12 protein-coding genes are annotated in these 12,952 nt (G+C 66.8%); 5 read left to right on the forward strand and 7 right to left on the reverse strand.

The window, feature by feature from the left end; genetic code table 11:
• Positions 1-50: 50 nt before the first annotated feature.
• The gene (locus QZM35_RS24085) at positions 51-443 is read right to left on the reverse strand and encodes a nuclear transport factor 2 family protein (RefSeq protein WP_089429013.1); all 393 of its coding nucleotides are present in this window, start codon (positions 441-443) and stop codon (positions 51-53) included.
• Positions 444-722: 279 nt separating this feature from the next.
• On the reverse strand, positions 723-2,276 hold the full coding sequence (gene garD, locus QZM35_RS24090; RefSeq protein WP_301776947.1) for a galactarate dehydratase: 1,554 nt from the start codon (positions 2,274-2,276) through the stop codon (positions 723-725).
• Positions 2,277-2,505: 229 nt separating this feature from the next.
• Here garD and kdgD point away from each other — a divergent pair, with 229 nt between their 5' ends.
• Positions 2,506-3,420: a 5-dehydro-4-deoxyglucarate dehydratase gene (kdgD, locus tag QZM35_RS24095; protein ID WP_089433361.1), complete on the forward strand. Its 915-nt coding sequence runs from the start codon at positions 2,506-2,508 to the stop codon at positions 3,418-3,420.
• 139 nt (positions 3,421-3,559) lie between these two features.
• On the opposite strand, the gene QZM35_RS24100 is transcribed toward kdgD, so the two are convergent.
• On the reverse strand, positions 3,560-4,111 hold the full coding sequence (locus tag QZM35_RS24100; protein ID WP_089429010.1) for a hypothetical protein: 552 nt from the start codon (positions 4,109-4,111) through the stop codon (positions 3,560-3,562).
• Between the two features lie 256 nt (positions 4,112-4,367).
• On the reverse strand, positions 4,368-5,945 hold the full coding sequence (locus QZM35_RS24105; RefSeq protein ID WP_301776948.1) for an aldehyde dehydrogenase (NADP(+)): 1,578 nt from the start codon (positions 5,943-5,945) through the stop codon (positions 4,368-4,370).
• A 247-nt stretch (positions 5,946-6,192) separates the two neighbouring features.
• Here QZM35_RS24105 and QZM35_RS24110 point away from each other — a divergent pair, with 247 nt between their 5' ends.
• Positions 6,193-7,572, forward strand: a complete 1,380-nt coding sequence (locus QZM35_RS24110) for an MFS transporter (protein ID WP_301776949.1) — start codon at positions 6,193-6,195, stop codon at positions 7,570-7,572.
• Between the two features lie 78 nt (positions 7,573-7,650).
• Here QZM35_RS24110 and QZM35_RS24115 read toward each other — a convergent pair whose 3' ends face one another.
• Both QZM35_RS24115 and QZM35_RS24120 read right to left on the reverse strand, forming a co-directional pair.
• Positions 7,651-8,376, reverse strand: coding sequence for a site-2 protease family protein (locus QZM35_RS24115; protein WP_089462013.1), 726 nt, complete (start codon positions 8,374-8,376; stop codon positions 7,651-7,653).
• On the reverse strand, positions 8,373-9,335 hold the full coding sequence (locus QZM35_RS24120) for a DUF2167 domain-containing protein (protein ID WP_089433365.1): 963 nt from the start codon (positions 9,333-9,335) through the stop codon (positions 8,373-8,375). Before QZM35_RS24120 ends, QZM35_RS24115 begins: the two co-directional genes overlap by 4 nt.
• Positions 9,336-9,531: 196 nt before the next feature.
• Between QZM35_RS24120 and QZM35_RS24125 the strand changes: the two genes are divergently transcribed.
• A complete protein-coding gene (locus tag QZM35_RS24125) occupies positions 9,532-10,380 on the forward strand; it encodes a helix-turn-helix domain-containing protein (RefSeq protein ID WP_174974164.1) in 849 nt (282 codons plus the stop codon).
• A gap of 32 nt (positions 10,381-10,412) precedes the next feature.
• Here QZM35_RS24125 and QZM35_RS24130 read toward each other — a convergent pair whose 3' ends face one another.
• Positions 10,413-11,042, reverse strand: coding sequence for a LysE family translocator (locus QZM35_RS24130; protein WP_301776950.1), 630 nt, complete (start codon positions 11,040-11,042; stop codon positions 10,413-10,415).
• Positions 11,043-11,196: 154 nt separating this feature from the next.
• On the opposite strand from QZM35_RS24130, the gene QZM35_RS24135 reads away from it, so the two are divergent.
• Both QZM35_RS24135 and QZM35_RS24140 read left to right on the forward strand, forming a co-directional pair.
• Positions 11,197-11,661, forward strand: coding sequence for an Lrp/AsnC family transcriptional regulator (locus tag QZM35_RS24135; protein ID WP_089433368.1), 465 nt, complete (start codon positions 11,197-11,199; stop codon positions 11,659-11,661).
• 254 nt (positions 11,662-11,915) lie between these two features.
• Complete coding sequence (locus QZM35_RS24140; RefSeq protein WP_301776951.1) at positions 11,916-12,947, forward strand: hypothetical protein; 1,032 nt, start codon at positions 11,916-11,918, stop codon at positions 12,945-12,947.
• Positions 12,948-12,952: the final 5 nt, after the last annotated feature.

The following is a 12,952-nucleotide window of genomic DNA, read 5'->3' on the forward strand; positions in this document are numbered from 1 at the left end:
TCGCATAACGTTACCCGATCCCGGTGGCCGCTGCGCATGCGTCGCTCGCGTCACGACGCCGCGGCCGGCATTTCGTCGATGAAACCCGTCACTGACGCGAGGCGGCCCGACGCGTCAACGGTGCCGAAGTCCGAGCCCTTCACGATCGCCGCGCCGTCGGGCGACACGAGCGCCCACGAGAACCTCAGGTGCTGGCCGAAGCCGTCGACGTCGGTCGTGCGGCGGAAGCGGAATGCGGGGAAACGCGCCTGCACGGCCGCGATCATCGCGTCGATGCCCGCGTGGCCGTCGCCGGCCATCAGCGGATCGCGATAGGCCGCGTCGCTCGCGTAGGTCGCGTCGATCAGCGCACGGCGGCGCGCGACGTCGGGTTCGTTCCAGGCGTCGAAGTAGCGGTCGATCAGGTCGGCGTGAACGGAAGAAGCGGATTGGGCGGTGTTCATGGCGAGGCTCCTAGTGTCGATGAGAGGACGATGTCGCGAACGTGGCGTGTTGCGTGTTCGCGTGCAGTCATCGTCGCCGGCCGCGCGCGGGCAGTCGATTACGTGCGGGGTAAGGAAATCGCGCCGGTCGCTTCGAGCCCATGGCTGCTCCGCACGCCGGACGTGGGCCGCCATGCATCAGTTCTCCTCATCGTGGACATCCAGCCGACACGTGCTCCACCGCAATGAAAACGGGCGCCCTCGGGCGCCCGCTTCGTCCGGCGGCAACGGCCGCGCGTGTCAGGTCACCGGCGCCGGATTGAACAGCGTCAGCGCATTCGCGAGCTTCCACCGCTCGGCCCACGTGCGGCGCTTGCCGCTCGCGACATCGAGCATCAGCCGGAACAGTGCCCAGCCGGTGTCCTCGATCGTGGCCGCGCCGGTTGCAATCTGCCCCGCGTCGAGATCCATCAGGTCGTGCCAGCGGCGCGCGAGGTCGCTGCGCGTCGCGACCTTGATCACCGGCACCTGCGCGAGACCGTACGGCGTGCCGCGGCCGGTCGTGAAGATGTGCAGGTTCATCCCGGCCGCGAGCTGCAGCGTGCCGCAGATGAAGTCGCTCGCGGGTGTCGCCGCGTACAGCAGCCCCTTCTGCTTCGCGCGATCGCCGGGACGCACGACGCCGGCGATCGGCGCGCTGCCCGACTTCACGATCGAGCCCATCGCCTTCTCGACGATGTTCGACAGGCCACCCTTCTTGTTGCCGGGCGTCGTGTTCGCGCTGCGGTCGACGCGGCCGCGCTGCAGGTAGCGGTCGTACCAGTCCATCTCGCGGATGATCTCGCGCGCCACGTCCTCGTTCGCCGCGCGCGACGTGAGCTGCGCGACCCCATCGCGCACTTCCGTCACCTCGGAGAACATGATCGTCGCGCCCACGCGCACCAGCAGGTCGGCCGCGAAGCCGACGGCCGGGTTCGCGGTGAGCCCCGAGAACGCATCGCTGCCGCCGCACTGCACGCCGACGACGAGATCCGATGCCGGGCACGTCTCGCGGCGGCGGCGGTTGAGCCGCTCGAGATGAGATTCGGCCATCGTCATGATCGAGTCGATCATCGAGTTGAAGCCGACGTGCGCGGCGTCCTGCAGGCACACCACGCCGCCGTTGTCGGTCGCACCGTCGGCCGCGACCGGAATCGTGCCGGGCGGCAGCAGGCGCTCCGGCTGCAGCTTCTCGCAGCCGAGACTCACGGTCATCACCTCGCCGCCGAAGTTCGGATTCAGGCTGATGTTGCGCAGCGTGCGGATCGGGATGTCGGCGTCGGGCGCGTCGATCGCCACGCCGCAACCGTACGTGTGCTCGAGCCCGACCACGTCGTCGACGTTCGGGTAGCGCGGCAGCAGCTCGGCCTTGATCCGCTTCACCGCGTGCTCGACGACGCCCGACACGCACTGCACGGTCGTCGTGATCGCGAGGATGTTGCGCGTGCCGACCGAGCCGTCGGCATTGCGGAAGCCCTCGAACGTATAGCCTTCGAGCGGCGGCAGCGGCGGCGCGGCGCGGGTTGCGAGCGGCAGGTCGTCAAGCCCCGGCGGCTCGGGCATGCGCATCGTGCGTTCGTTGACCCAGCTGCCGCGGCGCAGCTCGACCAGCGCATAGCCGATCACCACGTTGTAGCGGACGATCGGGTCGCCGGCCGCGAGATCGACCAGCGCAACCTTGTGCCCCTGCGGCACGCCTTCGCGCAGCGTCAGCCCGTCGGCGAACGTCGCGCCCTCGGGCAGGCCGCCGTCGTTGACGACGATCGCGACGTTGTCGTCCGGATGCACACGGATATAGAGCGGGGAAGCAGTCATCGGAATTCCTGGAGGCTATCGGCCATATCGTTAGTCATCATACGACATTCGACCTTGCTCGGCGATGCTGCGTAAACCCTTATCCGGAAAGACCCTACTATTTATCGACCCGCAAACCGCTTGCGTCGCCCCTCCCCTCGTTGTACGATGACATACAACGACATCGCCAATGTGGCTCGTATGCCGTTCCCAACGAACCCAGCACTCGCGCTAGACGGACGACCCAACCATGACCTCACCGCAAGAACTCAAACAGATCATTTCCCACGGCCTGCTGTCGTTTCCGCTGACGGATTTCGACGCCGACGGCAGCTTCCGCCCGTCCACCTATGCCGAGCGCCTGGAATGGCTCGCGCCGTACGGTGCGAGCGCGCTGTTCGCGGCCGGCGGCACCGGTGAATTCTTCTCGCTCACGCAGCGCGAGTATTCGGACGTGATCCGTGTCGCGACGGAAACCTGCAAGGGCAAGGTGCCGATCCTCGCCGGCGCGGGCGGCGCGACGCGCGTCGCGATCGAATATGCGCAGGAGGCCGAGCGCCTCGGCGCGAGCGGCGTGCTGCTGATGCCGCATTACCTGACCGAAGCCAGCCAGGAAGGGATCGCCGACCACGTCGAGCAGGTGTGCCGTGCGCTGAAGATCGGTGTCGTGGTGTACAACCGCGCGAATTCGAAGCTGAACGCCGACATGCTCGAGCGCCTCGCCGATCGTTGCCCGAACCTGATCGGCTTCAAGGACGGCGTGGGCGAAATCGAAAGCATGGTGACGATCCGCCGCCGCCTCGGCGACCGTTTCGCGTACCTCGGCGGCCTGCCGACGGCCGAAGTCTATGCGGCCGCATACAAGGCGCTCGGCGTGCCGGTGTATTCGTCGGCGGTGTTCAACTTCATCCCGAAGACGGCGATGGCATTCTACGAAGCGATCGCGAAGGACGACCACGTCACGGTCGGCCGCCTGATCGACGAATTCTTCCTGCCGTACCTGAAGATCCGCAATCGCCGCGCGGGCTATGCGGTCAGCATCGTGAAGGCGGGCGCGAAGCTCGTCGGCCATGACGCAGGCCCAGTGCGTGCGCCGCTCGTCGATCTCACCGATGCAGAAGCGGCGGAGCTCGACGTGCTGATCAAGAAGATGGGGCCGCAATAAGCGGTGTTCGTCGGCGGCGCATGTCTTCATTGGCACCGCGCGCCGGCAGTGCTACATCGCGGCCGGCATTCGCCGGCCGCGACCTTTTGCGCGCTTTCCGCGATGACGCACGCATCCGCCGCAATGCGTGTCGCCACCGTCACATCTGCGCGATGACCCCGACGATCCGGTAACGCACGTTCCCCAGCTTGACGCGTGTCGCCTCGATCTGGTCCTGCGCACCCGATCGCGCGCGCGAATTCGATTCGCTGCCAAGGATCTGCCCCAGTACGTCACGGTCAACGACCGCGTCGAAGAACCGGCCGACCGTGATCGTCGCCGACTGCTTCGCGGTCGCGAGCTGGCTGTTCGCCTGCATCAACGCTTCGGTGCGCAAGCCCGGATCGCGTTCATCGATGCCGCGCCGGTACTGGAGCGCGAACACCAGCGCTTCCATGTCCTGCCGGAAACGGCGAACGGCTTGACCGAACACGAGCGAATGCGCGTCGGAACCCGTGACGAGCCGCCCCTGGTTGATCGTGATGTCGAATTCGCTGCCGCCCAGGTCGCGCTGGAATTCCAGCAGTGCATTCGCGAGCACGCGTCCTTCGCTGTACTGGCCGATCTGGGTGCGCACGGATTTCGCGACGTCGCCGATCGCTTTCCACAATCCGGCCGCGAACAGGTGGTCGCCACGTTTGTTGATATTCATGGATTCGGTACCCTTTTAGACTTTTTCTGGATCTCTCAGGCTTCGCCCGCAGGTCGGTCGACCCGGGGCTTCGGTACTGTAGGAGAAAAGCGGGGGCGGCGAAAGTCTGCCGGGGTGGCATGCACCCGTTCTCCGACAGCTTCCGAAGCACGCAAAAAAGGCGGAAGCAGCCGACCGGCTACCTCCGCCTTTCCGATTTCAGGCACGCAATCGGCGCATTGACCGCCGTCATGACGCCATCAGCCGTGCGGGCCGATTACTCCGCCTTCCCGTCCCGCAGCCGCGGAATCGCGAGCGGATTGCTTTCCTGCAACCCTTCCGGCAGCAGATCGTCCGGGAAATCCTGGTAGCACACGGGCCGCAGGAAGCGCTCGATCGCCGTCGCGCCGACCGACGTGACGGCCGGATTCGACGTGGCCGGGAACGGCCCGCCGTGCACCATCGCGTCGCACACCTCGACGCCGGTCGGGTAGCCGTTGACCAGCAGACGGCCCGCCTTGCGTTCGAGGACCGGCAGCAGCCGGCGCGCGAGCGGCTTGTCGTCGGCGTCCATCTGCAGCGTGGCCGTCAGCTGGCCTTCGAGCGCTTCGAGCACGCGCGCGACTTCGTCGAGATCGCGACAACGCACGATCAGCGACGCCGGCCCGAACACCTCATGGCTGAACGCCGGCTCGGCGAGAAATGCCTGCGCACCGACTTCGTACAGTGCACCGCCGGCCTGGCAGTCGGTCTGCGCCGCCTCGCCCGCGCCGATTTCGCGCACGCCCGGCAGTTCGGCCAGCTTGCCGCGGCCGTTGCGATACGCATCGGCGATGCCGCGCGTGAGCATCACGCCGGCCGGCTTCTTCGCGAGCGCCTGCGCGGCGACGGTTTCGAAGCGGTCGAGATCGGGGCCGTCGATCGCGAGCACGAGGCCCGGGTTGGTGCAGAACTGGCCGACGCCCAGCGTCAGCGAATCGACGAAGCCCGTCGCGATCGCGTCGCCGCGCGCGGCAAGCGCCGCCGGGAACAGCACGACGGGGTTGATGCTGCTCATTTCCGCGTAAACGGGAATCGGCTGCGGGCGCGCGTTCGCGAGCTGCACGAGCGCCATGCCGCCCTGCCGCGACCCCGTGAAGCCGACCGCCTGGACCGCCGGATGGCTGACGAGCGCCGCGCCGATCACGCGGCCGGGGCCGACCAGCAGCGAGAACACGCCGGCCGGCATGCCGGTTTTCGCGACGGCGGCGCGGATCGCGCGGCCGACCAGCTCGGACGTGCCGAGGTGCGCCTCGTGCGCCTTCACGATCACCGGGCAGCCGGCCGCGAGCGCCGACGCCGTATCGCCGCCGGCCACCGAGAACGCGAGCGGGAAATTGCTCGCCCCGAACACGACGACGGGCCCAAGCCCGACTTTCTGCAGCCGCAGGTCCGAACGCGGCAGCGGCGTGCGCGCCGGCTGCGCGGGATCGATCGACGCGGCGAGGAAGCGCCCGTCGCGCACGACGCGCGCGAACAGCCGGAGCTGGCCGACGGTGCGGCCGCGCTCGCCCTGCAGCCGCGCGACGGGCAGGCCCGTTTCGGCGTGCGCGCGCTCGATCAGCACGTCGCCGAGCGCGACGATTTCATCCGCGATCGCGTCGAGAAACGCCGCGCGGGCCGCGAGCGGCTGCGCGCGGTACGCGTCGAACGCATCGCGCGCGAGTTCGCATGCGCGCTCGACGTCCGCCTGCGCCGCAACGCCGAACGCCGGCGCGTCGATCGGCTCGCCCTTCGACGGGTCGAACGCGCGCAAGGTACCGGCCGAGCCGGCGACCGCTTCGGCGCCGATCAGCATCTCTCCAGTCAGTTGCATGGGGTGTGCTCCGTGGTTCGAAAATAGATCGTTCATTGTAGCTCAACAGATATGATGTCCGCCCACTGAGCATCAATATTCACGTCAATTGTCGGGCGGGTGCCGCCACGCGCAAAATCCTTATTTCACCGGCCAATATCTGGGATTTTTACCCTTTCACGCCACCATCCAGAGGGAAAACCCGAGGTTTCTGCGTCTGATTATTGCCAATAAACTGTCGCCAAGTCATACGACGACATACATTAAAGTGCCTAATCAAACCCCTTCTCGCGAGCTTCCGCTCGACCTCGCGCGCACCGCGCGCCGGACCGCCGTGCGCTACTGGATCCTGGCGATGCTGTTCGTCGTCACGACGCTCAACTATGCGGACCGCGCAACGCTGTCGATCACCGGCACGCCGATCCGCAAGGCGTTCGGCATCGATCCGGTGACGATGGGCTACATCTTCTCGGCGTTCAGCTGGGCGTACGTGCTCGCGCAACTGCCGAGCGGCTGGCTGCTCGACCGCTTCGGCGCGCGGCGCGTGTATGCGGCCAGCATCTTCCTGTGGTCGGCGTTCACGCTGCTGCAGAGCACGATCGGCCTCGGCGGCAGCGCCGCGTTCGCGGTCGCCGCGCTGTTCGCGATGCGCTTCGCGGTCGGCATCGCCGAAGCCCCGGCCTTTCCGGCGAACGCGAAGGTTGTCGCGAGCTGGTTCCCGACCGCCGAACGCGGCACCGCGTCGGCGATCTTCAACGCCGCGCAGTACTTCGCGGCCGTGGTGTTCTCGCCGCTGATGGCGTGGCTCACGCATGCGTATGGCTGGCACCAGGTGTACCTGTGGCTCGGCCTCGCCGGCATCGCGCTCGCGTTCCTGTGGCTGCGGGTCATGAAGGATCCGGCCGACCATCCGGCCGTGAACCGCGCGGAACTCGAGCATATCGAGCAAGGCGGCGGCCTCGTGCGCACCGCTGCACGCAGCAGCAACGGCGCGCGCTCCGAAAGCAGCCGCGTGGCCGGCTGGCACTACGTGCGCCAGCTGCTGTCGAACCGGATGCTGATCGGCGTGTACCTCGGCCAGTACTGCGTGAACGTGCTCACGTACTTCTTCCTCACGTGGTTCCCGATCTATCTCGTGCAGGCGCGCGGCATGTCGCTGCTGAAGGCCGGCTTCATGACGTCGCTGCCCGCGATCTGCGGGTTCCTCGGCGGCGTGCTCGGCGGGATGCTGTCGGACGGGCTGATCCGCCGCGGCGTGTCGCTCACGCTCGCGCGCAAGATCCCGATCGTCGGCGGGATGGCGCTGTCGATGGTCATCATCGGCTGCAACTACGTCGACAGCGAAGTACTGGTGATCGTGCTGATGGCCGTGTCGTTCTTCGGCAAGGGGATCGGCTCGCTGGGCTGGGCCGTCGTTGCGGATACCGCGCCGAAGGAAGCGATCGGCCTGTCGGGCAGCCTGTTCAACATGTTCGGCAACACGGCCGGCATCATCGCGCCGATCGCGATCGGCTACCTCGTCGGCGCGAGCGGCGCGTTCAACGGCGCGCTCGTGTTCGTCGGGCTGAACGCGCTCGTCACCGTGTTCAGCTATCTCGTGATCGTGAAGGACATCAAACGCGTCGAACTGCGTCATCGCGACGCCTGACGTTCGGCTTCAAGACAAAACGACGGCGGCCGCATGAAAACGGCCGACGTTGTTGCATTCGACCTCAGATATCCGCTGTCAGATCGACGAATGCGCGACGCGCAGCATGTCGTGCACGCCGGACGTCATCAGCGCGAGGAACGCGAGCAGGCCCACGTAGCAGAGCGCGTACGTCGTCTTCGTCTCGATCGACGTCGCGTAGTACACGCGGTTCTCCGGCGCGTCGGGGTCGTAGCGCCACGCACGCTTCAGTTGCGGCAGCGCGAGGATCGCCATCACGATCAGCAACGGGCTCGGGCGGTACACGAACAGCGCGATCAGCACCGGCACGCCCGCGAACCAGATGCGCGGCGACAGCACCGCGGTGATCCGGCCGCCGTCGAACGGCGACAGCGGAATCATGTTGAACAGATTCAGGAAGAAGCCCGTGTACGACAGCGCGAGCAGCAGGTTGCTGTCGGTGTGGCGCGCGGCCGCGTAGCAGGCCAGCGCGCCGAGCGTGCCGACGAACGGCCCGGCGAGCCCGACGTACGCTTCGGTTTCCGCGTCGTGCGGCATCTCCTTCAGCTGGATCCACGCGCCGACGAACGGGATGAAGGTCGGCAGCCCGACGTCGAGCCCGCGCCGCTGCGCGGCGATGTAGTGGCCGGCCTCGTGCACCAGCAGCAGCGCCACGAAACCGGCGGCGAACCGCCAGCCGTAGAACAGCGCGTAGACCGCGATCGACGCCAGCATGGTGCCCGCCGACATGAGCACCTTGCCGAGCTTGAGGCCGCCGAAGATCAGCAGCAACAGCTTCGTCATTCCTTACGCTCCGTGCCGGACGCATCGGATACGCTGGATGCCTCTGCAACGGCCGGCACCGCGGCCGCCTTCGGCTTGCGCCCGAAGAAGCGCTTCAGTGCCGCACCACCGGCCAGCAGCGCGACCGCGCCGATCTTGAAGAACTTCACCGCGAACGCGCCGATCAGCGCGAGCAGGCCGAGCTTCTTCGCGCCGACGCCGACGATCAACGCCGCGAGGCCGTACTCGGCGACGTGGTCGGTCGACTTGTTGAAATCGGCATAGCGCTTGCCGTCGTTGAAGCGGATGTTCGACAGCAGCTCGTCGGCCGACGCCTTGTACTTCGGCAGGTCGGCAAGCGTCGACGCCATCGTCAGCGACAGGTAGCCGTCACGGCCGAGCACGAGCGTCCGGTAGTTCACGCCGTCGTTCTCGGCGTTCGGGGCCGCGCCCTTGTCGCGGATGATCGCCGACCACACGAGCCGGTGCGTGGCCGCGTCGTACGCGGGCGCCTTCGCCCAGCCGACCACCTCGGTCTCCGGAAGACCGCGCTCCTTGCGCCCCGGGTTGTCTTCCTCGGTGCCGGACTGCAGGCTCTTCAGCAACTCGTCGGGCTTCCAGTCCTTCGCGTCGTCGTCGCGGATATAGCCGCTCGGCTCGAACGACACGACCGAGATCCAGTCGGCATCGGGATCGTCGGGCAGCACGAGGCCGACCAGCTTGGATTCGTCGATCGAGTTGCCCATCGAACGCAGGTAGCGGCCGGCTTCGGCAGCCGGCACGAACGATTCGCCGGCTTTCAGCTTCAGCACGGCTTCGTGTTTTACGTCGATGTCGGTCGGGCCCTTCACGACCGCGTCGTTGGCGGCCGCGGCGGCGGCCCTCATTTCCACCTGTGCAGCTTCGGTCTGCGCGTGGCTGGTGGTCGCGGCGAATGCGAGCGTCGCCACGCAGGCGAGCCGGACGGCAAGTTTTTTCATTGTTGGATTCCCCTGGAATGCCTTGTCGTAAATATGCACGGCACCGGCCCAGGCGTTTTCAATCGCGGGTCCGGCGTCGTCTCTCAGTTGGCACGGGGGCTATGGTAACGCAGCGCGGTGACACGCCCGGGGAACGGCGCGATGCTTACGTCCGAGGTAATGCCCAAGGTGCGCGGGATTGCCTATCATCTGCCACATGAACCCGACCGCCGCCCTCCATTCGCCCTCCCCGTCCGCCGGCCGCGCGCCAGGCATCGGCCCGCTGCTGCGCACGTGGCGGCAACGCCGGCGACTGAGCCAGATGGCGCTTGCGCTCGACGCGGACGTCTCCGCGCGCCACCTCAGCTTCGTCGAATCGGGTCGCGCGCAGCCGAGCCGCGAGATGGTGCTGCATCTCGCCGAGCGTCTCGACGTGCCGCTGCGCGAGCGCAATGCGCTGCTCGTCGCGGCCGGCTTCGCGCCGCTGTTCCGCGAACGGCCGTTTTCGGATCCGCAACTGGATGCCGCGCGCCATGCGGTCGAAGCCGTGCTGCGCGGCCACGAGCCTTATCCGGCGCTCGCCGTGGACCGCCACTGGACGCTGCTCGCGGCGAACCGGATGCTCGGTGCGCTGGTCGCGCAGGCCGACCCGGCGTTGCTGCAGCCGCCCGTCAACGTGCTGCGGCTAAGCCTGCATCCGGACGGGCTCGCGTCGCAGATCGTCAACTGGCACGAATGGCGCGCGCACATCCTGCATCGGTTGCAGCGGCAGATCGATGCGAGCGGCGACCGCACGCTGCACACGCTGCGTGACGAACTCGCCGCGTATCCGGCGCCGGCCGGCCAGCCCGACGACACGCACGCGCGCACCGACTTCGCGGAGATCGCCGTGCCGCTGCGGCTGCGCACGGCGGCCGGCGAACTGACGTTCTTCAGCACGACGACGGTGTTCGGCACGCCGGTCGACGTGACGCTGTCGGAACTCGCGATCGAGGCGTTCTTTCCGGCGAACCCGGAGACGGTGGACGCAATGCGGGCGCTGGCGGACGCGTTGCCGGCGGAATAAAGCCGGCAGGCGCGCCGGCGCCGCGGCCGCGATCAGCGGCGCTCGAGCGCCAGCTTCACGCCGAGCCCCAGCAGCACCATCCCGCTGACGCGATGCATGCGCGTCAGGATGCGCGGATTGCGGCGGATCGATGCAGACAGCAGGCCCGCGAACAACGCGACCGGCCCCTTGACGAGAAACGTCAGGCCGGCAAACGTCGCGCCCAGCACGAACAGCGACAGCATCGGATGCGCGGTGCCCGCCGGCACGAATTGCGGCAGGAACGCCAGATAGAAGAGCGCAACCTTCGGATTCGACACGTTGGACAGCGCGCCTTGCGCGAACGTGCGAAGCCGCGATGCCTGCGCACCGTCGCGGCCGCTCGCGAGCGTCAGTTCGCCCGACGACCGCAGCAACGTGATGCCAAGGTACAACAGATACAGCGCACCGATCACCTTCAGCGCCGTGAACAGCCATTCGGATGCCTGAAGAAGCGCGCCCAGACCGAGCATCGCGAGCATCGTATGAACGAGCAGCCCGACGCTGACGCCCACGGCCGTCACGAGGCCCGCGCGCGTGCCGCCGGACAGCGTGCGCGACATCACGAGCACCATGTCCTGACCCGGCGTGACGATGATCAGAAGCGACGTTGCGATGAATGGCAGCCAGGATAGATGTGACATGGGAGCGCTCCTGAAGGGATAGCCGGCAGACGAGAATCGCCCGGCCGGTCTTCAGATTATCGGTGCCCTTCCGTGGAGATTGGATGCGTATTTGGCTACGTGAAATCCGCGATTTGGAGCTAATCTCTAGTTTTCAAGCTTCTGGTAGCAAAAAATGCCAATCAAACTGGACGCGATCGACCGGCGCATTCTGCGTGCATTGCAACGGAATTCGAACCAGACGAATGCCGAACTCGCGCAACAGGCCGGGCTGTCGCCCACGCCATGCCTGCGCCGCGTTCATCTGCTCGAGGAACAAGGCGTGATCGACGCATATGTCGCACTCTTGAACCCGGCTGCCGTCGACCTGCGATTCACCGCGTTCGTGCGCGTCACGTTGGAGCGCCAGGACAAGAAGACGGTCGAACACTTCGCACGCGAGATGGAGCAAGCGCCCGAAGTACTCGAATGCCACCTGATGGCCGGCAGCTACGACTATCTGCTGCGCGTGATCGCGCGCGATCTCGACGACTACCAGCGCTTCCAGATGGAGACGCTCACGCAGATCGAAGGCGTCCGCAACGTCGAAACCGAGATTCCGCTGAAGCGCATCAAGCAGACGGTTCGCCTGCCGATCTAGGCATCCAGAAACGTCACGGCCAGTTGCTCGTCGGGCGCAATGCACGGCAGCAACGAGGTGCATATGACTCACGCCTCGCTCCCGTCGGACAATTGCATTTGCACACTACAATGGGCGCCATCCGTGCCGGACGGTGCAAGGTCGTTTGCTGCCGGGCCAGACGGCCCGTGGCAACCTTCCGTTGACGATGCCGGTCTTCCCCCGGGCGCCGGGGCAACGCCAATGACAATTCCATCCGGGCACTCGCTGCTCCAATGATTCCCGCTCCGATTTTCTCCGGCACCTTCTTCATCGTTCTCGGCATTTCGTTTCTGGCCGCCGTATCGGTGCTGGTCTGGACCGTCGCGCTGGCCGTGTTTCCACGCGCACGGCGAGCGTTTGGCGCGCATCGGATCCGCTGGTCCGTTTTGCTCGGCGTGCTGTGTTGGGCGGGCAGCCTGTTTGTTGCGCTGGCCGTCGGCTATCTGCAGATCGAGCTGGAATCCAGAAAGACGGAGGCCGCGAAGCATCCGGTACTCGAAAAGTCCACCCGCCTGCTGGGTATCGACATGCCGCCCGCGACCAGACTGTCGCTCTATACCGCGGGAGACATGTCGTCGCTTACGGCCGCCGAATTTCCGCACGCGGTCAGCGTCTACGGAATATCCGCCGCGGCGCTGACGGCCGGGTCGGAATTCGACGACGAAGCACCGTGGAACAACCAGCACCCCACCATGCTCACGGCGCTGGCGCTTGTCATCACCGGACCCCGGACACTCGACGGCTGGACGTGCGATGCCGGCGGCGAACCGATGAGGATCGTCCTGCGCAACGATGCGCGAATCAAAACGCTCTGGCTGTGCCGTCTGGGCGAAGGCAACCGGGCAGGCGACTCGGTCATCCCGGCCGGCTCGACCCTGAGGAGGAGCACGACCACTTATGGCGACGGCCTGCACGACAACGACTATTGGCGCGTCGATGTCGCCGAAGGCTTCGTGTTCGAGCTGGACAGGCTGTCTTTGCGGCACCCGACGCTGAATCTCGACCGGCAACATCGCGTGCTCGCGTTCGACTCCACCACCCTGGCGCGCGCCGCACGCGTCGGCGACATCACCTACCCCGCCGGAACCCGGGTTTCGTCCGTCCGGCGCGGGCTTCGCGAAAAGTATCCCGGCGCATGGGTCTTTACACCTGCACCGGGCCAGCCGGCCGTCAGCAAGTCCGACGGCACGATCGCCGACGACACCTCGGTCGTGCAGGCACCTTCGGGGAGGGCTTACGTGCTTATCCGGAACCGCACGCACTGAAGGGG

This window comes from Burkholderia sp. AU45274 (genome assembly GCF_030482505.1).
GTDB lineage: Bacteria > Pseudomonadota > Gammaproteobacteria > Burkholderiales > Burkholderiaceae > Burkholderia.